Source organism: Cytobacillus sp. (genome assembly GCF_964223445.1).
In the GTDB taxonomy this organism is placed as follows: Bacteria; Bacillota; Bacilli; order Bacillales; family Cytobacillaceae; genus Cytobacillus.
On the sequence record NZ_CAXQGS010000014.1, the window covers coordinates 1 to 20,874 of the forward strand.

General features: G+C 42.5%; 17 protein-coding genes and 1 rRNA gene. 14 read left to right on the plus strand and 4 right to left on the minus strand.

Going from position 1 to position 20,874, the window contains the following annotated elements:
• From ACEQ1T_RS01680 to nikC, 5 genes are all read left to right on the plus strand, one after another.
• On the plus strand, positions 1–846 hold an 846-nt coding region (locus ACEQ1T_RS01680; protein WP_370221526.1), incomplete at its 5' end, for an ABC transporter ATP-binding protein.
• On the plus strand, positions 821–1,789 hold the full coding sequence (locus tag ACEQ1T_RS01685; RefSeq protein WP_206842588.1) for an ABC transporter ATP-binding protein: 969 nt from the start codon (positions 821–823) through the stop codon (positions 1,787–1,789). The genes ACEQ1T_RS01680 and ACEQ1T_RS01685, both read left to right, overlap by 26 nt.
• 78 nt (positions 1,790–1,867) lie before the next feature.
• Positions 1,868–3,478 carry an ABC transporter substrate-binding protein gene (locus ACEQ1T_RS01690; RefSeq protein WP_206842590.1) on the plus strand — a complete coding sequence of 537 codons (1,611 nt, stop codon included), beginning with the start codon at positions 1,868–1,870 and terminating at the stop codon, positions 3,476–3,478.
• A 118-nt stretch (positions 3,479–3,596) separates the two neighbouring features.
• Complete coding sequence (locus tag ACEQ1T_RS01695; RefSeq protein ID WP_370221527.1) at positions 3,597–4,601, plus strand: ABC transporter permease; 1,005 nt, start codon at positions 3,597–3,599, stop codon at positions 4,599–4,601.
• Between the two features lie 54 nt (positions 4,602–4,655).
• Entirely contained in the window at positions 4,656–5,516 is an 861-nt protein-coding gene (gene nikC, locus ACEQ1T_RS01700) for a nickel transporter permease (RefSeq protein WP_206842697.1), read from the plus strand.
• A gap of 59 nt (positions 5,517–5,575) precedes the next feature.
• Here the strand turns inward: nikC and ACEQ1T_RS01705 are convergent, their stop codons facing one another.
• The 3 genes from ACEQ1T_RS01705 to ACEQ1T_RS01715 form a co-directional block, all read right to left on the minus strand.
• Entirely contained in the window at positions 5,576–6,655 is a 1,080-nt protein-coding gene (locus ACEQ1T_RS01705) for an aromatic acid exporter family protein (RefSeq protein WP_206842594.1), read from the minus strand.
• Between the two features lie 497 nt (positions 6,656–7,152).
• Positions 7,153–11,625 carry a glutamate synthase-related protein gene (locus ACEQ1T_RS01710; protein ID WP_370221528.1) on the minus strand — a complete coding sequence of 1,491 codons (4,473 nt, stop codon included), beginning with the start codon at positions 11,623–11,625 and terminating at the stop codon, positions 7,153–7,155.
• 411 nt (positions 11,626–12,036) lie between these two features.
• Positions 12,037–13,332, minus strand: a complete 1,296-nt coding sequence (locus ACEQ1T_RS01715; RefSeq protein WP_370221529.1) for a glutamate-1-semialdehyde 2,1-aminomutase — start codon at positions 13,330–13,332, stop codon at positions 12,037–12,039.
• Positions 13,333–13,525: 193 nt separating this feature from the next.
• On the opposite strand from ACEQ1T_RS01715, the gene ACEQ1T_RS01720 reads away from it, so the two are divergent.
• From ACEQ1T_RS01720 to perR, 7 genes are all read left to right on the plus strand, one after another.
• Positions 13,526–14,533, plus strand: coding sequence for an ATP-binding cassette domain-containing protein (locus ACEQ1T_RS01720; protein WP_206842700.1), 1,008 nt, complete (start codon positions 13,526–13,528; stop codon positions 14,531–14,533).
• A 34-nt stretch (positions 14,534–14,567) separates the two neighbouring features.
• The gene (locus tag ACEQ1T_RS01725; protein WP_370221530.1) at positions 14,568–15,359 is read left to right on the plus strand and encodes an ABC transporter permease; all 792 of its coding nucleotides are present in this window, start codon (positions 14,568–14,570) and stop codon (positions 15,357–15,359) included.
• Between the two features lie 3 nt (positions 15,360–15,362).
• Positions 15,363–16,148: an ABC transporter permease gene (locus ACEQ1T_RS01730; protein WP_370221531.1), complete on the plus strand. Its 786-nt coding sequence runs from the start codon at positions 15,363–15,365 to the stop codon at positions 16,146–16,148.
• Positions 16,149–16,287: 139 nt separating this feature from the next.
• Positions 16,288–16,701 carry an ion channel gene (locus ACEQ1T_RS01735; RefSeq protein ID WP_370221533.1) on the plus strand — a complete coding sequence of 138 codons (414 nt, stop codon included), beginning with the start codon at positions 16,288–16,290 and terminating at the stop codon, positions 16,699–16,701.
• 74 nt (positions 16,702–16,775) lie between these two features.
• Entirely contained in the window at positions 16,776–17,246 is a 471-nt protein-coding gene (gene bcp, locus ACEQ1T_RS01740) for a thioredoxin-dependent thiol peroxidase (RefSeq protein WP_370221535.1), read from the plus strand.
• Positions 17,247–17,651: 405 nt separating this feature from the next.
• Complete coding sequence (locus ACEQ1T_RS01745; protein WP_370221537.1) at positions 17,652–18,209, plus strand: cob(I)yrinic acid a,c-diamide adenosyltransferase; 558 nt, start codon at positions 17,652–17,654, stop codon at positions 18,207–18,209.
• Positions 18,210–18,317: 108 nt separating this feature from the next.
• Positions 18,318–18,755, plus strand: a complete 438-nt coding sequence (gene perR / locus ACEQ1T_RS01750) for a peroxide-responsive transcriptional repressor PerR (RefSeq protein ID WP_166672513.1) — start codon at positions 18,318–18,320, stop codon at positions 18,753–18,755.
• Positions 18,756–18,868: 113 nt separating this feature from the next.
• On the opposite strand, the gene ACEQ1T_RS01755 is transcribed toward perR, so the two are convergent.
• Entirely contained in the window at positions 18,869–19,225 is a 357-nt protein-coding gene (locus ACEQ1T_RS01755) for a YgzB family protein (RefSeq protein WP_009335859.1), read from the minus strand.
• 150 nt (positions 19,226–19,375) lie between these two features.
• On the opposite strand from ACEQ1T_RS01755, the gene ACEQ1T_RS01760 reads away from it, so the two are divergent.
• A complete protein-coding gene (locus tag ACEQ1T_RS01760; RefSeq protein WP_206842701.1) occupies positions 19,376–20,251 on the plus strand; it encodes a nucleotidyltransferase-like protein in 876 nt (291 codons plus the stop codon).
• A gap of 277 nt (positions 20,252–20,528) precedes the next feature.
• Positions 20,529–20,874: ribosomal RNA gene (locus tag ACEQ1T_RS01765) — 16S ribosomal RNA — on the plus strand; the annotation flags it as partial.

Here is a 20,874-nt window from a genome sequence, read left to right on the forward strand (position 1 = left end):
GTCGTCTACGTCGGCTACACGCCCGGCTACACCGGCTGCTACGTCTACGGCGGCGTCGTCGTCGTGTACGGCACGGCAGAAAAAAGAATGCGTGAACTAAGAGGCAATGAAGTGGCTATGATTTTCCAGGAGCCGATGACTTCATTAAATCCGTTATTTACAATTGGAGATCAGCTGGTAGAAGGAATCAAATTACATAAAAAATTAAAAAAGAAGGAAGCGAGCCAGCAGGCAATTGAAATGCTGAAGCTTGTTGGACTGCCAAGGGCAGAGCAGATTATGAAGGAATACCCCCATCAGCTGTCAGGGGGAATGAGGCAAAGGGTAATGATTGCCATGGCTTTGTCCTGCCATCCGCGCCTTTTGATTGCGGATGAGCCGACGACCGCTTTGGACGTGACAATCCAGGCCCAGATTCTATCTCTAATGAAGGATCTTAATGAAAAACTGGATACAGCCATTATTATGATCACTCATGATTTAGGGGTCGTTGCCGAAGTCTGTGAAAGAGTAATTGTTATGTATGCCGGGAAGATAGTGGAAGAAGCTCCGGTAGAAGAGATATTCAAAAACCCGAAGCACCCTTATACCCAAGGACTTCTTCAATCTGTGCCTGATGTAAGAGAAAAGAAGGAGCGTCTATATTCCATACCTGGAAATGTCCCAAAACCGGGCTCCATCAAGACTGGATGCCGTTTTGCAGCGCGCTGTGAATTTGTTCATGACCGATGCATGACGGAAAGTCCTCCGCTTTACAATGTCGAAAAAGCAGAACAGCATACTGTGCGCTGTTTCCTGCATGAGTCTGGGGGTGTCATTAATGACCGAAGTACTGTTGGAAGTTAATCAGTTAAAAAAGTATTTTCCAGTAACCGGGGGTCTGTTTGGAAGAAAACAAGGTGATGTGAAAGCGGTTGACGATATCAGCTTCTTCGTTAATAAAGGGGAAACGCTCGGATTGGTTGGTGAATCAGGATGCGGCAAATCAACCACAGGCAGAATGCTGATGCGCCTGATAGAGCCAACAGAGGGTAAAGTAGTTTTTGAAGGCAAGGATTTGACTGCTCTAAACTCAGCGGAGATGCGAAAAATGAGAAAGGAAATGCAGATGGTATTCCAGGATCCTTTTGCTTCCTTAAATCCGCGCCATACAGTTGAGCAGATTTTGGAGGAGCCTCTCATTGTCCACGGCATCGGTAATAAAGAAGAGCGGAAACAGCGGGTTAGGGAGATGCTTGAGGTTGTCGGCCTCAGCAGCTACCATGCAAAACGCTATCCGCATCAATTCAGCGGTGGCCAAAGGCAGAGGATTGGAATTGCAAGAGCATTAATGACCAAGCCTAAGCTGATCATTGCAGATGAGCCTGTTTCAGCTCTTGATGTATCCATTCAGTCGCAGGTCCTCAACCTGCTGGAAGATCTGCAAAAGGAATTCCAGCTGACGTATATATTCATTGCCCACGATCTCGGGGTAGTTAAACATATTAGTGATAGAGTTGGTGTTATGTATCTTGGGAGACTAGTTGAGATCACAACATCTGACCAGCTCTACGATAAACCGCTCCATCCGTATACAAAGGCTTTGCTTGGTGCAGTTCCAATCCCTGACCCGACTTTAAAGAAAGACAGGGAGCTATTAACAGGGGACATTCCAAGTCCGCAGAATCCGCCAGCTGGATGTGCATTCCATACTAGATGCAAAGAATGCATGGAGATCTGCCAAACAGAGAGGCCGCAGCTGAAGGAAATTGAACCAGGTCACTTTGCAGCCTGTCATCTTTATAGCTGAGCTATAAAAAGGGCAGGGCTGCATGGATGATAAATATGTAAATAGCCGATACCGGCAAAAGAAAAAAGGGGGAAAACAATGAAGAAGCGCAATGGCATTTGGTTCCTTGTTGCAGCTTTGCTTCTGTCACTGGCTCTTGCCGGCTGCAGCAGCAACTCAAGCAGCGGAACGAAAGACGAAAAGGATAATGAGAAAGGTACAGATACAGAAGAAACGTCTTCAGGCGGCACATTAGTATTTGGCCGCGGCGGTGACTCAACTTCGCTTGATCCCGCTATCACAACAGAAGGTGAATCTTTTAAAGTAACAAAAAACATCTATGAAACTTTGATTGAATTTGGTGAGCAGGATACAGAAATTCAGCCTGGCCTTGCTACTGAATGGGAAACAAGTGAAGACGGGCTAAAGCATACATTAAAGCTTCGTGAAGGTGTAAAGTTCCACGATGGAACTGATTTTAATGCCGAAGCGGTTGTCTTCAACTTTGAAAGATGGAAAGCTGGAAACGCTGAGCAGTTCTATTACTATAACTCTCAGTTTGGAGACAAGATCTCTGAAGTAAAAGCTGTAGATGATTACACAGTTGAATTTACTTTAAACAAGCCAATTGCACCATTCTTAAAGAACCTTGCAATGTCTCCATTTGGAATTGCAAGCCCGGCTGCTGTTGAAAAGCACGGTGAAAAATTCCTTCACAACCCGGTTGGGACAGGACCATTTGTATTTAAGGAATACAAAGCAAATGACCGCATCACTCTTGTGAAAAATGAAGAATACTGGCAGGAAGGTCTTCCAAAGCTTGATGAGGTTATCTTCCGTGTCATTCCAGAAAACTCTGCGCGTCTAAATGCATTGGCTACAGGCGAAGTAGACTTAATCGATGGTGTTAACTTCAGTGATATTGGCCAAATTGAAGGAAATCCGGATCTTCAAACTTTTGAACGTCCATCCTTAAACGTAGCTTATCTCGGGTTAACAAGTACTCGCGGACCATTAAAAGATAAAAAAGTCCGCCAGGCATTAAACTATGCAGTCGATAAGCAAGCTCTAATTGATGCCTTCTATGCTGGTGCAGCTGAGCCCGCGAAAAACCCTATGCCTTCAGTAGTAGCGGGTTACAACGATGATGTTGTAGATTATGAATTCGATCCTGAAAAGGCTAAAGAACTTTTAAAAGAAGCAGGATATGAAAATGGATTTGAAATGGAACTTTGGGCAATGCCGGTTCCTAGACCATATATGCCGGACGGACAAAAAGTGGCTGAAGCACTTCAAGCCAACTTTGATGCAATTGGCGTAAAGGCAAAAATCGTTACTTATGAGTGGGGTACTTACCTGGATAAAGCAAAGAATGGTGAAGCTGATACATTCCTATTAGGATGGACTGGCGACAATGGGGATGCTGATAACTTCCTATATGTGCTTCTAGACCAGGACAGCATCGGCTCCAACAACTACACTTACTATGAAAATCCTGAGGTACATGAATTGCTTGTAAAAGCTCAGGCTAGTGCAGACCAGGCAGAGCGTGAAGAGCTTTACAAACAGGCTCAGGTTCTGATCAAAGAAGATGCTCCGTGGATTCCGCTTGTCCACTCAAGACCTATCCTTGCGGGCAAGGCTGATATCACAGGCTTCAAGCCGCATCCAACAGGTTCGGATTTACTGGCAACTGTAGAATTTAAATAAGATGCTTTTCAAGTGAGATAATTATACTTCTTATATTCAAGGAAAAGGGAGTACAGTTCTGTAGCTCCCTTTTCTATTCCAACAATTTTAGATAACCTTCAAGAGAGGTGAAATGGCAATGCTGTCCTATACACTAAAGCGTTTGTTTTCCCTTATTCCAGTTCTGCTGGGGCTTTCCCTTATCGTCTTTTTTATGATTCGGGCAATTCCTGGTAATCCGGCACAGATTATCTTGGGACAATTGGCAACAAAAGAAGCAGTAGAGGAATTAACGAAGCAGCTGGGGCTTGATCAGCCTTGGTACCTTCAATATTTTACATATCTTGGCGGGCTTTTTACGGGGGACCTTGGAGAATCACTCCGTACAAAAACAGAAATAAGCCAGGAAATTTGGCCGTATCTGGCTGCAACAATTGAACTTACATTCGTTGCCATGTTAATTGCTGTTTTTATCGGTGTGAATGCCGGAATCATCAGTGCATGGTATCAGAATTCATGGTTTGATTATGTGGCAATGGTGCTTGCACTTATTGGTGTTTCCATGCCAATCTTCTGGCTTGGCTTAATGGAACAATGGGCGTTTGCCATAAAGCTGGACTGGCTTCCTACATCGGGAAGGGAAGAAGTAAGAAATCCGATTGAGGCCATAACGAACATATATATGATCGATACTCTCTTGCAGGGAAGAATCGATCAATTCTGGGATGTCATCAGACACCTGATTCTGCCGGCATTTGCCTTGGCGACCATCCCAATGGCGATCATTGCGAGGATTACCCGTTCTACGATGCTTGAAGTAATGAGATCCGATTTTGTCAGAACAGCGAGGGCCAAAGGCTTGAGAATGTTCTGGGTTGTTTATAAGCACTCATTAAAGAATGCCATCATTCCTGTTCTTACGATTATCGGTCTTCAAATGGGATTATTGCTGGGAGGCGCCATTTTAACTGAAACAATTTTCAGCTGGCCGGGAATCGGACGATATATTTATGAGGCTATCAACTATCGGGACTATCCTGTTATCCAGTCAGGCATACTTATCATTGCATTTATCTTTGTCATGATCAATCTAGTGGTGGACTTGCTGTATGCAGCAATTGATCCGCGGATTAAATATAATTAAGGAGGGGGAACGTACTTGGAACTTTCAACACAAAAAGACCTTCAGCCGCCTATTATGCCAGCTGAAGAAAAAGCAGTTTCCCCCTGGGTGGAAGCATGGAGGAGCTTTAGAAAAAATAAACTGGCTTTAATCGGCACCATTATTGTATTATTTTTCGTTCTTCTTGCTGTATTTGCACCGCTTATTGCGCCGCAGGGAATTAATGAACAAATGCTGTCAAAAAGGCTTCAGGCGCCATCAGGCGAGCATTGGTTTGGAACGGATGACTTCGGCAGGGATATCTTCTCAAGGGTTGTTTATGGTGCAAGGATCTCCTTATGGGTAGGGTTTCTGGCCGTAATCGGATCTATTGTAGTTGGCTGCCTTTTAGGTGTGGTGGCGGGATATTATGGCAAATGGGTTGATACAATTATCTCACGCATTTTTGATATCATGCTTGCTTTCCCAAGCATCTTGCTGGCCATTGCGATTGTGGCAGTGCTTGGCCCATCATTGAGAAATGCCCTGATTGCCATTGCGGTAATCAATATTCCTAACTTTGGCAGACTTATCCGTTCAAGGGTGCTGAGTGTCAAACAGGAGGAATATATAATGGCCGCAAAAGCGATCGGAATGAGCAACAGCCGGATTCTCTTCAGGCATGTGCTGCCTAATAGCATGGCTCCGATTATTGTACAGGGAACACTTGCCATCGCCACTGCAATCATTGAATGTGCGGCCCTTGGATTCCTTGGTCTCGGTGCTGAGGCTCCAAATCCTGAGTGGGGAAAAATGCTTTCTGATGCTAAGGCATATCTAATACAAGCTCCATGGACGATGATTTTCCCTGGGCTTGCGATTATGCTTACGGTTCTAGGTTTTAACTTAATGGGTGACGGATTAAGGGATGCACTTGATCCAAGAATGAAGAACTAACAAAAAAGCAGCTGAAATCAGCTGCTTTTTCCTATGAATCGTATATCATATACCCCGGTCTATTCGGCGTTCTCCGGTATTGAAACCTCATTTTCCTCTTTATGATATGCCTGAAAACTGGATATCAGTTTATCAAGGTGCTCCACATGTTCATCGTAATCAACAATAGCTGATACAACTTGCATGATATGCGGGAGAATGGACTCTTCATCATGTTCATACTCTTTTTGCTGAGCCAGGAAAAGGTTCACCAGTTCCTTTCTGCTAAGGCTGAAATCGCCTTCCTCAAACACTACATTGGGCCGAACTTTCCCAATAAATTTAAGCATGACGTGTTCATGATAATGGATAAGAATATCAAGCTGCTGCTGAACTGCATGCTGAAATTCTTCTGGCATTTGCTGCAGATCATTTTCATAGCGGTGAAGCTTTTTTAACGTTTCCAGAGAGCGTTTAACAGTCGAGATCATTTGCCTATATATAACGAGTTTTCTGGATTTAACCAGATCATTTCGTTTAAAATAATTTCTTTCCTCTTTATACATTAAATACAGCTGATCAAGCTTCACATTGCTTTCTTTCATTTTATCAATATCGTTTTTCAGCAGCTTGTGCTCAGATGCATGCCGTATATTTAACCTGATCCATTTAGTAATTTCCTCTGTGTTATTGGATATTTTAAAGTAAAGCTTATTCTCATATTTAGGAGGCAGGAAGACAAGGTTAACAATAAAAGCTGATAATACACCAAGCATTATGGTTGAAAAACGAATAAGTGCAAACTGCAAAAAAGTATCGCCTGGTGTTTCCATTATGGCAATCAGGGTTACTAGTGACAGGCCAATCGTATTTTCGATTTTAAGCTTTAGATTGATCGTAATAACAATGATAGCTGCCAGACCTATGATGAATACATCGTTGCCGAATAAAAGCACGAATATCACGGCAATTAATGCACCGATCGCATTTCCCTGGATCTGTTCAACAATAGAAAGATAAGATCTGTAAATAGTCGGCTGAACGGCAAAAATAGCTGCTATTCCAGCAAAGATAGGGGCAGGCAGATGAAAAAGTTCCGATAATAAAAGAGATAGAATGATTGCGATTCCCGTCTTAAGTATGCGGGCGCCAAGTTTCATACAATAAATGTCCTTTCTTTCTTTAAGATTTTTTTATCTTATGGCTCATTAAAAAGCAACTTGAATTAAACCGTAATTACAGTAATTATACATACTTTAAACGGTTTTGCTCATTATTAAACAATATTGTACTATACAGGGATATGGAAAGAAGTTCAAGGGGCATTTTCATGAAATTTTTATAAAAAGTTATTAAAAAAGGTAAGGGTGCCTAAATGATGTGAAAAGTTCAAGAGAACGGATAATAGTGCCGCTGAGGCAGCATGGAAACAGCGAATGGAACACAAGGAGCGGAATAGTGCCGCTGGGCGAATTGTGGAAACAGTGAAAGGAACTAAAAGCAACGAAAGGAACTAAAGCAACGGAATAGTGCCGCTGGACGAGGCACAGAAGCAGTAAAGGGAACTAAAGAGTTGTGCCAAAACAGAATAAAGAAGCCAAACTAAAACTTAAAGCCCCATCCGCATAAACGGATGGGGCTTGATTGGTGCAGATCATCACTCTGTGGAAACAGAAGGATCTGCCTGTTCTTTAACCGGAATGACTTGAACGAAGTGGTCTTCCGGATGATTAAGAAGGGAAGCAAGCTTTGAAGCTTCTTTTTCCTGGCCTTGATCTTTAAGCAATGCAACGTATTGGCCAAGCAGGTCTTTTACATCTTCCTTTCCTTTATCGGATAGAGAAGTAACAGAGACTTTTGCTCCCTTGGCAATTCTGCGCTGGATGGCTTCTTTTGTTAAGCCCATTTCCGGCTGATGTCTTAAGTAAACAACACCGCCTGTCATTCCTGCGCAGATCCATGGACCAGCATCGCCCAGGACCAGGCCTCGGCCATTAGTCATATACTCAAAGGCAAACCCTTTAATATTGGCATGTGAACCGATATTGCCGTATTCTTTTTCAGGCAGCGGCTTTTGCAGCTGGCCGCCGATAATCATATCTGCTCCAGATAATCTGATTCCGGCACGGGCGTCAGCGTTTCCTTGAGCCACAAGCAAACCTTGCTGAGCACCATAACCAAAGCCTTTACCAACAGAGCCATTGTAAAACTTGCCATTCTTGCCTTTTGCTTTAAAGATTTTAATTTGTCCGCCGAAAGAAGTTTTTCCGATGCCATCCTGTGCTCCTCCAGCAACTTCGATGTTGATGCCGAAGCTGTTGTAAGCTCCAAGGCCATTGCCCGGGATGGATCCGCCCTTGTATTTCAAATCAACTTGCGGAAGAGTTTTATAAGAACCGTCCAGTCTGTCTCTTACACGGTGGCAGGAAACCCGGCTTCCCAGTACACGCTGCTCGGAAGTGATGCTATGGAACTCACGTGACTGATGTAATTCTTCCACACTTGCGTCCAGATACTCTGCTCCAACAGCTACCTGCAGCTGGGCTTCCTGCAGGGCTTCAGGTGTTTCCTGAATAGAGAATTGGCCGATTTCAAGTGTTTTCAGAAGGTGAGTAAGATCGAGCTGATCCTGCCCCTTAATCTGTACAAGCAGGTCAGAACGCCCTACTGCATCCTGCAGGTTTTTTACACCAATTGAAGCTGCCAATGCTTTCAGTTCGTTGCTAAAAGCAGTAAACAGGTTCATAATGCCTTGGACAGCAAGGTCGAATTGGCGTGGAACAAACCTTCTTAAGCCATGTTCCTTCGCCTGTGCTTCTGAATCAATTTGTGTTGCAATCCCGACATGACAAGTATCAAGATGGCAGCCGCGGCATGTCGTACAGCCGATAGCAAGCATGGAAAGTGTACCGAAGCCTACACGGTTAGCTCCTAGCAGCATAACCTTCAATACGTCTGCTGCACTCTTGATTCCGCCATCAGCCCAAAGCTCCACACTATCGCGGATTCCTGCTTCCAGCAGGGCATTGTGGGCTGCCTTAACACCAATTTCAACCGGAAGGCCTACGTGCTGCAAGGCATGAATTCTGGCTGCGCCTGTACCTCCGTCAAAACCGCTCAATGTGATAATATCGGCGCCAGCTTTTGCAATACCGACTGCAATGGTTCCAATATTTGGTACAACCGGCACCTTTACAGCAACTTTAGCTTTGTCATTGGCTGTTTTAAGTTCGTGAATCATCTGTGCCAAATCTTCAATCGAGTATATATCATGATTGTTCGAAGGTGAAATCAAATCCGATCCAATTGTTGCATTACGTGCCTCTGCAATTTTTGCAGTTACCTTGGATCCAGGAAGGTGACCTCCTTCACCCGGCTTTGCACCCTGCCCAATTTTTATCTCCAGCAGGTTGGATGAATTAAGGAGCTCTGCATTAACTCCGAAGCGCCCTGATGCTACTTGCTGTCCGCGGGTTCTCGGATATTTTCCAAGCATATCCTTAATTTCTCCGCCTTCTCCATTGAGGCTGACCATGTTCAAGCGGTCAGCACCTTCAGCATAGGCTCTGAAGGCTGTTTCATTCTGAGACCCAAAGGACATGGAGGAGATGACAAATGGCAGGTCATGCTCGCCCACATGCAAGCTGATATCCTCAGGATTTAGGTGAGAATCAGTTTCCTTAAATCCGGTTAAATGACGGATTGTTGTTGGATTCTGGTCTTCCTGTTCTGTTATTTTTTCCTTATATGCATTGTAGTCACCAGTTGAGGCAACTTCGCCGATCGCTTTCCAGATACGTGGGAAAAGGCTGAATGTTTTTCCGATCCGTTCTTTTTCATTCTGGTAATCTTCTGCTCTTGCAAAAGCATCTTCCTTTAAAGCGCTAAAGCTAAAAGAAAGCTCCTTAGATCCGAAGAAATTTACTATATTCAGATATTCGGCTAATTCTTCGTGAAGACCAATGGCAGAGAATAAACGTCCATAGCCTCTTAATTCATGAATGCCGATTGTTGAAATGACTTTTTCAAGTCCTTTAGTCAGAGCTGAGTAAAGATTCTTCAGCGGTGTTTCAGATTCGCCTAGAACTGTCATAAACATATAGTAAGGACTTATAATATCAGCGCCTAAACCGAATGCTGTGATGATATCATGAAGCGATCTGATTGAAGCTGAGCGCAGTAATAGGGAACATTCACGGCGTATAGCTTCTTTTACCAGAGCTTGATCGATTGCAGAGACGGCAAGGTGCGGATCAATCCAGTAAGCATCCTCCTGATGAGCATTGGCGTCATCGAGTACAAGCAGGGTTTTGCCATTTTTGACAGCATCAACTGCTTCTGCTGATAAGCGGTCCAATGCTTCTTTTACCGTTTCATCTTTATTAAATGTGGTAGACAGATAAGATATCAGCTTTTGTTCCTGATAGAAGCAGGTTACCTGATCGTAGGTCGGCTGATTAAGTTCATCGGAACATTCAAAGCCTGCCTTGCCCTCTATTAAAATAGGAGTCTGCAATTCAATTACTGCCCCTGGCTCCTGTTTTTCAAATAATGAAGGACGCTGGCCGATAATCGTGCGGGTTGAGAAATGCTCAGTTTCCCGGTCACGGTCAATGGCAGGGTTTGTAACGACAGCAACACTTTCCTTAATAAAATCAGCGATGTTTTTCCGCTGAGGATTTAGTGCTGCTAAAGGGGAGTCGTGTCCAAGAGAACGAATTGGCTCCGCTCCTTTTTCTGCCATTTGCTCGACAAGCTGGACATGGTCTCTCTCCCAGCCGAAGGCTTTATACTGCCCGTTATGAATCTTATCCGGATAGTTTACTGAGATGGTTTTCTCCAGTTTAGGAGATTGCAGGCGAATCCGGAAGTTTTCAGCGTCCACTCTCTTTGAAAATCTGTCAAAAACTTCAGCCTGGTAATGGCTGTGTTCGTAAACGGCAAGTGTATCGCCGTCCCATTTTAAACCAACCTTTTCACCCGGTGAAAGCGGCTTAGGTTCATTTACATATTCACTGGATGGGATGATGCCAGGCTCAGAAGAGAACAGATAGGAACTTTCAGTTTCCAGCATCCAAAGCGGGCGGAGACCCAGCGCATCGACACTGAAAACAGCCTCATCGGCAAATCGGGAAATAATTCCTGCTGGACCTTGAGCAAAATGTCCCCATGCTTCACGGATATAGGCGTACATATCCTGAAGGTGATCAGGGTATGACTTGATTTCATTCACGATAGGCGGGAACATGACATCCATTGCTTCAAAGAGGGTATAGCCATCCCTGCAGATAAACGTTTCAAGTGTCCTGCTCAGATCCTGAGAGTCACTGCCGTCTTTTACAAGCGGAACGCCAACCATTTTGGCTTCATCCCTGAGTTTGGCAATCGTGTTGATTTCTCCGTTATGTCCTAACACACTAAAAGGCTGTACGCGGAAAAAGCTTGATAATGTGTTAGTGGAGTAGCGATTGTGCCCAAGAGTCATTGTTGAAGCAACAAGAGGGCTTGCTAAATCATGGTAGTATTTAGGCAGAATGTCTCCCGCTCCCATTACTTTGTATACAGCATGATACTGGCTTAGGGAAGCGACATGAACATGTTCGTCTTCTTCAAAGTCAACAATCAATTCAAACAGCTTTTTTGAAAGCTCCCCTCCAGTTTCCTCTGCTAAACAGGCAAACTGCCAGAATACAGGATTCTCCTGAATGGCAATGGGACCTAAAGCTGACGACTCAGTTACTTCGTCAGATGCATAAATAACCATTAGTTTTGCGTCAGCAAGCTTTTGCAGCAAAATGGCTTTAAGTGATTCAGTATCCTGCTTTCTGGACATGAACACATGTCCAACGACAAATCCTTCCTTTTCTGCTGCTTTAGGATCTGCTCCTGCTTCCTTTAACTTTTCTTTCCACAGCTCTCTCGGGATATCAATATGAATCCCTACGCCGTCGCCTTCTCCATTTATAAAACCGGCACGGTGATTCATCGTAACAAGTGCGTTGATGCAGCTGAAAATATTTTCGCGGGTTGGGACTTTCTTTTTCTCCATTGCAGAAACAATGCCGCACGCATCGTGCTCCTGGCGGTGAAACTCTGTAAAAAGTGAAGGACTCCATTGCTGTAATGTCATAAAATTCGGCTGAAAATAAGGCTGTGCCTTAAAGCCGTTCACCTCCTGAAAAATAGTAATCTATAAAAATTTAATGTTTACGGGTTTTAAATGAGGCTACTGCAAAGTTAATCTTGTTTTGAAAGGATAAATGCATAGGCATTTATTAAATGAATAGTTAGATTATTCGGGACAGGCTAATAAAATTATTAACTCTTTATGTCAGCGTAATCCGCTCTTACACAAAAGATTTCTCCTATCATATCATATGAATTTTCAGAAATCAATTATTTATACAAAAAGTTGGATATGATTTAAAGGAGGACATTGGTTTATGAATAAAAAATCGCCTTGTTTGTAAACGTTTTCATTATTGGAGTTAAAGAAAACGGAAGCATTTCTGCTCCCGTTAATGTATAAAAATATGAATATTTATTCGCCTTTTAATTGCTGAAATGCATTTTGTACTGCGTGAATCGTTGCTTGGATATCTTCCTCGGTATGCGCGATTGTCATAAACCATGCTTCATATTTTGATGGAGCCAGGTTTATTCCCTGATTGAGCATCAGTTTGAAGAATTTTGCGAACATTTCTCCATCTGTATTTTCCGCCTGCTCATAATTCACAACTTTTTCTTCTGTAAAGTAAATTGTCAGGGCACCCTTTAATCGGTTAATTGTTATTGGAATGTTATGTTCTTCAGCAGCTGAGCAAATGCCTTTTTCAAGCATTTCGCCAAGTTGGTCCAGATATTCATAGACACCCGGCTGTTTCAATACTTCGAGACATGCAATTCCTGACAGAATCGAAGCTGGATTACCAGCCATTGTACCGGCTTGATATGCAGGACCTAACGGAGCTACTGTTTCCATGATTTCCTTTTTTCCGCCATACGCACCGATTGGAAGGCCGCCTCCAATGATTTTCCCCATAGCTGTCAAGTCCGGTTTTACACCCAGCAGGTCCTGTGCGCCGCCATACATAAACCGGAAAGCTGTGATGACTTCATCATAAATGACTAGTGCACCGGCTGCATGTGTTAATTCGTTAACCTGTTCCAAAAACCCTGGTTTAGGTTCAACAATTCCAAAGTTGCCGACAATCGGTTCAACCAGGACGGCAGCGATTTGGTCGCCCCATTTTTCCAGCGCTTCCTTATATGGTTCGATTTCATTGAAAGGAACTGTGATCACTTCCTGGGAAATGCTCTTTGGAACCCCGGCAGAGTCAGGGGTTCCAAGTGTCGACGGCCCTGAACCTGCAGCAACCAGTACAAGATCGGAATGGCCGTGATAGCAGCCTGCAAATTTAATGATTTTGTCCCTGCCTGTATAGGCTCTTGCAACACGGATCGTGGTCATGACCGCTTCAGTTCCTGAGTTCACAAAGCGGACTTTATCCAAATTAGGCATTGCTTCCTTTAGCATTTCCGCGAATTTCACTTCATGAGGTGTAGGAGTTCCATATAATACTCCGCGCTCAGCTGCTGTTTTTATTGCTTCTGTAATATGGGGGTGGGCATGTCCGGTAATGATGGGACCGTACGCAGCAAGATAATCGATATACTGATTGCCGTCCACATCCCAGAAATAAGCGCCCTGCGCACGTTCCATTGCAACCGGCGAGCCGCCGCCAACAGCTTTATAGGAGCGGGAAGGACTGTTCACTCCTCCGACAATATGTTCTAAAGCCTGTTTATGCAGCCGTTCAGAATTAGTAAATTGCATGTTAATCCTCCTGATAGAATCCAATTATAAGTTCATCATTATTTTAACATGTTTGGAAGGGGCTTCGTCCAATCTAAAAGGAAGGCGGACTATTCTGTATTTTAGAAAGCGTAAATGGAGCAATCTAGTTGTGAAGAATGCGCTGTTTGTCTAAACTATTTCATTAGGGCATTAATCGGCAGGAGGAGTAATGATGAATGATGCAATAACAGTAAGGAACTTAAAGAAGGAGTTTAAAGCTTATTCAAGCCGCTCAGGATTAAAAGGTGCTTTCCGTGATTTGCTTACAAGGAATTATAAGATTGTGCCAGCGGTTAACAATATCAGTTTCACTGTAAAGCAAGGGGAAATGGTTGGGTATATTGGTGAAAATGGAGCAGGGAAATCAACCACCATAAAAATGCTGACGGGGATTCTAACCCCAACCAGCGGTGAAGTGATTGTGAATGGAATGAACCCTCATAAAGACCGTGAAAAATTCGTCAGCACGATTGGAGTGGTCTTCGGCCAGAGATCTCAGCTTTGGTGGGATATTGCTGTACAGGAATCCTTCAGGCTGCTCAAGAAGGTGTATAAAGTTACTGATGAGCAATACAACAGCCATATGGCGCATGTTATCAAAACCTTAGATATTGAACCACTGCTAGATAAGCCGGTCCGGAAGCTTTCACTCGGGCAGAGAATGAGGTGTGAACTGGCAGCAGCACTCATCCATAATCCGCCGCTGCTGTTCTTGGATGAGCCGACAATTGGGCTTGATGTACTTGTTAAGTTAAAAATCAGGGAGTTTTTAAAAGAAATTAATGAAAAATATAATACAACCATCCTGCTTACTACTCATGATCTGTCGGATATTGAGGCGCTATGCGAACGCGTGGTTATGCTAGATGACGGGAAAATCATCTATGATGGGGCTTTAAAAAGCCTTAAGGAAAAATGGGGAGAAGGGAAGGAAATAGAATTTCAATTTCTTGAAGAAGTGGATCTTAGTGACTTAAACAAAATAACGGCATCATCGGAAGTGAAATGGGAGAAGGATGAGAAAGAAGCGATCTTTACAGCCTTTGCAGAGGATAATGATGAACTGATTTCCCTGCTGATAGCTAAAGTCGTGGCGGAATTGAAAGTGAAAGACATCAATATTAAAGAAACTTCAACTGAGGAAATAATTAGAAAAATTTATGACCGGGGGATCTCTTAATGAAAGGATTTATTTATATCGGGGGGGTGTTCCTGTGGATAAATATATAGAAATGATTCGGATCCGCTTTTTGATGATGCTTGCCTACCGAACGAATTACTATACAGGCATTCTGATATACAGCATTAATATTGGCGCTTACTATTTCTTGTGGAGCGCCATTTATGGAGGAAAAGATGCGATTGAGGGAATGTCTGTGATCCAGATGTCGACATATGTGGCTGTAGCCTGGATGGCGAGGGCATTTTACTTTAATAATATAGATCGGGAAATGGCTGCTGAAATTAAAGAAGGTAAAGTAGCGGTGGAACTGATCCGCCCATATAATTATTTGGGCATGAAAACGATGCAGGGATTGGGAGAAGGGATATTCCGCCTCTTCTTTTTCTCGGTTCCGGGAATGGTCATTGTCTCGTTTATTTTTCCGCTCCAATTTTCTGCTGATTGGACTACCTGGATTTTCTTTGCTGCATCGATTTTATTAAGTTTTCTTATAAATACGCAAATTAATTTGCTGACAGGTATTACCACTTTCTTCTTATTTAATAATACTGGGCTTATCCGGGCGAAAAGAGTTGTAATTGATCTCTTTTCCGGCCTTCTGATTCCTATCAGCTTTTTTCCGTTATGGGCACAGGATGTGTTAAGATTTCTCCCCTTTCAGGGGATCAGCTATGTGCCGAGTATGATTTTTACTAATAGTTTTTCGAATACTGAAGCCGTTCAGGCGATCGTGATGCAGGGTGTATGGGTGATTGTTCTAATCATACCAATTCAGGTTTTGTGGATCATAGCGAAAAAACAGCTCATTATTCAAGGAGGGTGACAGATGTTTTATATAACTATTTTCTTTCAATATGTCGCCCAATATATGAAAACAAGAATGCAGTACCGTGCAGATTTATTTGTTGAGATCTTTTCAGATCTATTATTTCAGGCAGTTAATTTAATTTTTATCTTAGTCGTCTTTGGCCATACAAATCTCCTTGGGGGCTGGACAAGGGATGAAATTATCTTTATTTACGGATTTTTCCTTGTTCCCTATGCACTGTTTTCATCTTTCTTTAATATCTGGGATTTTAATGAGAGGTATATTGTAAAAGGAGAACTCGATAGGATTTTGACCCGCCCGATCCATAGTCTATTCCAAATCGTTTTAGAACGGATGGAACTTGAATCTCTTTTTGGGGCTGTTACTGGAATTGCGGTTATGATTTACGCCGGTAACAGTCTTGGGTTAGAGATAACCTGGACAGATCCATTCTTATTCTTCATATTTGTGATAGGTGGAATGCTTGTGTACGGAGGCATCTTTGTCATGATTGCCTGCATCAGCTTTTGGGCGGATGCCAGAACATCAATCATGCCGATGATGTACAACATCGGGAATTATGGAAGGTATCCGGTTGATATTTATAACAGTGTCATACGCTTCGTCTTAACCTGGGTGCTTCCGTTTGCCTTTGTTGGTGTATATCCTGCTTCATACTTTTTGGGGAAAGAGGAATGGTTTTTGTATTCCTTTTTAACGCCTGTAATCGGTATAGTATTTTTCGGCATTTCAATCCTGACTTGGAATTCGGGTGTTAAGCGTTATCGCGGTGCGGGCAATTAAAGCCGGGTTAAAAACCTGGCTTTTTTTATGGGAAGAAATTCTGGCTATAAGCAGAAAGACGTTTCAGAGACAGGCTGTCATACAGGACTGGCCATAAGCGTATAAATGAATTGAAAAGCATTTCGAAATGAGGTGCAGTATGGCATTTTATTTATCGCTGATTTTAATTGTGCTGTGCATGATCATGAGTCTGCAGACTCTTTTTTCATCCGCCAAGATAAAAGGAAGATGGGTTTCTGTTGAGAATTTTCTTTATCTAATAAGTTTGTATGCAACGATTATGATTGGGTTTGGCCTGATATATATTTGGCTTGATTTACATGGGCTGGTGGTTTTAATGGATGGCACTGACTATATGGAAACTGGTTTCCTCGAAAGACTGGAGACGGGCTTTTATTTTAGTGCGGTAACCCTTTTTTCGGTTGGGTATGGAGATATCAGTCCTATTGGAATAGGGAGGCTGATCGCGGTAATGGAGGCTTTGATTGGCTATGTGATCCCTGCAGCATTTGTAGCCAGGGTGGTATTTGATGCAGGTGACCGGGCTCCATAATGCCAGGAGTTGTTTTTGAACAAAAAGTTGGATAGGCTTAGAGTAAGAAAATTATCCAACAGGAGGAATAAAAGATGACAATTTCAATTGGAGAATTGGCACCGGATTTTGAACTGTCGGCCAGCAATGGTGAAAAAATAAAGCTATCAGATTACCGCGGGAAAAATATTGTTCTTTATTTTTACCCAAAAGACATGACGCCTGGCTGCACAACTCAGGCATGTGATTTCAAGGACCGGCATGAGAATTTTGCAGAAGTGAACGCAGTCGTTTTAGGAGTTAGCCCCGATCCCCTCAGCAGGCATGAGAAGTTTATTGAAAAGCATGGATTGCCTTTCCTGCTGCTTTCAGATGAGGACCATAAAGCGGCAGAGGCGTACGGTGTCTGGAAACTGAAAAAGAACTTCGGAAAAGAATATATGGGCATTGAGCGTTCCACTTTTATTATTGACCAGGAAGGCAAACTGGTTAAAGAGTGGCGCAAGGTGAAGGTAAAAGGGCATGTCGAGGAGGCACTGGAATATATTAAGGAGAATCTGGCCTAGCTGTAAATGGGTTGCCTATTTTTTAACGGAACAAGGCTTTTGTCCATTCCTAAGAACAAGTTTTGCATATCATTTTATTAGGGCATACCTCCTCAGATACTTTTTCGAAACGGACCTGAACAGGTTCGTTTTTTTTATATTTATTATTTATGCCGAGGAAAAAGTGCACTTGAAAAAAATAACCGAATTTCACATGCCTGCCTGGATGTTTTTGAAAAAGAGAGCCTCTGCCTAAAGGGCATCCATTATGGAGTATTGAAGGAAGTACAGTCACTCCTCATTTACCAAGCAGAACAAAAAGCTATTTGCCCAGATCTTTTGAAATTTTTAAGCATAACCTTCATACATATATAAAAAATAACAAAGATTATATTAACGTGATCGATTTTGAAAGAGGGTATTAAGATGAGGATTTATACAAAAACGGGAGATAAGGGAACAACGTCATTAATATACGGGCAGAGAGTCGGTAAAAATGACATTCGCGTTGAGGCTTACGGCTCATGTGATGAGGCAAATTCAATGATTGGAATGGCCTTAAGCTATCTAAAAAGTGAGTATTTCAGCGGCAAAGAAAAAGTGGAACAGGTATTTCATAAAGTGCAGACAGACCTGTTTCATGCAGGAGCAGAGCTGGCAACGCCTGCTGGAAAAGAAGTTAAATGGACGATAAAAGAAGAGGATATCACCTTCATGGAAAAGCAAATTGATGAGTGGGAAGCTGACCTTGCAGAGCTTAATAACTTTATATTACCCGGCGGTCATCCTTCGGGAGCTGCATTCCATGTGGCTAGAACGGTGGCGAGGAGAGCGGAACGATGTGCGGTCTCACTCGGCGAAGAATTGAATCCGCTCGTTTTAGTATACCTGAACCGATTGTCAGATCTGCTGTTTGTTGCTGCCCGATTTGTCAATCATCATTTAGGTTCTGGTGAGCAATCGCTTCACTCTGAAAAGAGTTGATTCCCTTTATTAAGGAGTTTGTAATATTGACAAATGTGGTAAAAAATTAGTACACTATTTATAAAGATTATAAAGTAAGAATATTTGTTGGAAAAGAGGTGCATGGCGGTGGCGCATATGGAATTAAAAGAGGCGCTGGATACTTTAAAAGACACTGGAGTCCGTATCACTCCGCAGCGTCATGCGATACTTGAATATTTAATAAACTCCATGTCACACCCTACTGCTGACGATATATACAAAGCATTAGAGGGTAAATTTCCAAATATGAGTGTGGCAACAGTTTACAATAATTTACGAGTATTCCGTGAGGTTGGCCTGGTAAAGGAACTGACATATGGTGACGCATCTAGCCGCTTCGATTTTGTAACCACTCATCATTATCATGTCATATGTGAAAGCTGCGGCAAGATTGTAGACTTCCACTATCCTGGTCTTGATGAAGTAGAGCACCTTGCTTCACATGTTACAGGTTTTAAAATTAGCCATCATAGAATGGAGATTTACGGAACGTGTCCGGAATGTGCAAGTAAAGAAGCTCACTAATAAATTATTTAAAGCTGCCGGCTGTGTGCTGTCGGCTTTTTATTTTTCTATTAAAAAAACCGGCTGTCATTTAGCCGGTCATTCTTGAACTTGAGTATGAAGCAGGAGATAAATCAGCTCTGCTTCGTATTTTTTTTGTTGTATTTTTCATCAAATTCAACGCCCTCAAGTTTTGGATCGAGCGTTAAAGGTTCATTACAGTACATGCACATATCAACGCGGCCAAGCATCTTTGTATGTTTTCCGCAATTAGGGCAAACCACCTGCACGGTTTTTGTTGAAAGCATGCCGATCCAAAAATATACACCGGTGCTAGCAAGAATGCAGAGCATTCCAAGAAGCATAAATATTGTCATGAGAAGAGCGGAATTCCTAAAGAATATTCCGAGATACATAACGATAAATCCGATAAAAATTAAACTAAGGGCAAATGTACGAATCTTATTGATTTTATTTGAGTACTTAGCCATTCTGCTCCCTCCTAAAAACTAACTATACCATACTCCTTTTGCTTAAATAAATATTAATATAGAATGGTGTCGAAAAATGTCTCACATTTAGGAAGGATTTCATTTATAATTGTCGAAGATATACGCTATCAATAAAATGGAGGAATTATGATGGAAGATATTCTCCGTCCTATATATCAAGAACGGGCAAGCCAGACAAACACTCTTGGCGTGATTATGACCGAAAAACTGCATAAAGCGATTCCTGCTACTGATACATTTGATGCTGTACTGCTGATCCTTGTAGAGGAAGCAGATGAACCTGTGTTTGTAAAACATTACACATATAAAGATAAAAAGGCTGCTCTTCATATCGTGACAGACAAGCAGCTTCGTGAATGGATCCTGCTGGGGACGAACCGAAAGATCTTTGACTGGCTCTATAATGGGAAAGTTTTATTTGATCGAAATGAATATATTCATAACCTGAAGGTGGAATTAAGAGAGTTTCCGTTTTATGGGCGAAAATTAAAAATGGGTCTTGAGTTTGCCAAGCTGATTAGAAGATATATGGATGGCAAAGCCTTTTTTGAAAATCGCCATTATTTCGATGCCTATAACCATATTGTTCATTCCCTTCATCACCTGGCCAGGCTGGCTGTTATCGAAAATGGATTCCATCCAGAGGTAACTGTCTGGAATCAGGTAAAGCAAATTGAACCTGAAATAATGAAGCTATATGAAGAATTGGTGAATAGCCAGGAGCCTCTCGAAAAGAGACTGGAGCTTCTATTCCTTGCAAGTGAATTTTTAATTCATTCAAGAACTAAGCAAGGAATCAGCCATCTTGCAGATGTGCTTGCTGAGAAAGATGAATGGTCCATCCACGATATTATGAACCATGAGGAGCTTTATCTATATGCAGTTGACTTAAGCATGCTTCTTGAGTATTTGATTGATAAGCATTTTATCGAAGTAGTAAATGTGGAAACAAAAGGTCAAGGGATTTATCACAGGTATTACAAACTCAAAAAAAAATTATCGTAAAAAAACTTTAAAAGTTATTGACCTTTATTTAAATCCTTGTTATATTTATATCCGTCGCTGCGATATGAACGAAAAACATTTTCACAGACGACGGATAACTTATAAAAAAAGTGTTGACAACTAAAATCAGCACGTGTTATATTTATAAAGTCGCTTCTGAGCGATCAGGTAAAATATAACAAAGAGAAATTGATCTTTGAAAACTGAACGAACATAAACGTCAACGTTAAATCTTTAGTCTTTTTTGAAAAGACAACTTATGAGCTTAATCAACTCTTATATGGAGAGTTTGATCCTGGCTCAGGACGAACGCTGGCGGCGTGCCTAATACATGCAAGTCGAGCGGACAGATGGGAGCTTGCTCCCTGAAGTCAGCGGCGGACGGGTGAGTAACACGTGGGCAACCTGCCTGTAAGACTGGGATAACTCCGGGAAACCGGGGCTAATACCGGATGATTCTTTCCCTCACATGAGGGAAAGCTGAAAGATGGTTTCGGCTATCACTTACAGATGGGCCCGCGGCGCATTAGCTAGTTGGTGAGGTAACGGCTCACCAAGGCGACGATGCGTAGCCGACCTGAGAGGGTGATCGGCCACACTGGGACTGAGACACGGCCCAGACT

What these genes read in the sequence shown, in the direction of transcription:
- ACEQ1T_RS01690 (WP_206842590.1), top strand. Translation starts at nt 1,868, where the DNA reads ATGAAGAAGCGCAATGGCATTTGGTTCCTTGTTGCAGCTTTGCTTCTG.
- bcp (WP_370221535.1), top strand. Translation starts at nt 16,776, where the DNA reads ATGACAATTTCAATTGGAGAATTGGCACCGGATTTTGAACTGTCGGCC.
- nikC (WP_206842697.1), top strand. Translation starts at nt 4,656, where the DNA reads ATGCCAGCTGAAGAAAAAGCAGTTTCCCCCTGGGTGGAAGCATGGAGG.
- ACEQ1T_RS01685 (WP_206842588.1), top strand. Translation starts at nt 821, where the DNA reads ATGACCGAAGTACTGTTGGAAGTTAATCAGTTAAAAAAGTATTTTCCA.
- ACEQ1T_RS01710 (WP_370221528.1), bottom strand. Translation starts at nt 11,625, where the DNA reads ATGACATTACAGCAATGGAGTCCTTCACTTTTTACAGAGTTTCACCGC.
- ACEQ1T_RS01745 (WP_370221537.1), top strand. Translation starts at nt 17,652, where the DNA reads ATGAGGATTTATACAAAAACGGGAGATAAGGGAACAACGTCATTAATA.
- ACEQ1T_RS01715 (WP_370221529.1), bottom strand. Translation starts at nt 13,332, where the DNA reads ATGCAATTTACTAATTCTGAACGGCTGCATAAACAGGCTTTAGAACAT.
- ACEQ1T_RS01730 (WP_370221531.1), top strand. Translation starts at nt 15,363, where the DNA reads ATGTTTTATATAACTATTTTCTTTCAATATGTCGCCCAATATATGAAA.
- ACEQ1T_RS01755 (WP_009335859.1), bottom strand. Translation starts at nt 19,225, where the DNA reads ATGGCTAAGTACTCAAATAAAATCAATAAGATTCGTACATTTGCCCTT.
- ACEQ1T_RS01760 (WP_206842701.1), top strand. Translation starts at nt 19,376, where the DNA reads ATGGAAGATATTCTCCGTCCTATATATCAAGAACGGGCAAGCCAGACA.
- ACEQ1T_RS01695 (WP_370221527.1), top strand. Translation starts at nt 3,597, where the DNA reads ATGCTGTCCTATACACTAAAGCGTTTGTTTTCCCTTATTCCAGTTCTG.
- ACEQ1T_RS01720 (WP_206842700.1), top strand. Translation starts at nt 13,526, where the DNA reads ATGAATGATGCAATAACAGTAAGGAACTTAAAGAAGGAGTTTAAAGCT.
- ACEQ1T_RS01705 (WP_206842594.1), bottom strand. Translation starts at nt 6,655, where the DNA reads ATGAAACTTGGCGCCCGCATACTTAAGACGGGAATCGCAATCATTCTA.
- ACEQ1T_RS01735 (WP_370221533.1), top strand. Translation starts at nt 16,288, where the DNA reads ATGGCATTTTATTTATCGCTGATTTTAATTGTGCTGTGCATGATCATG.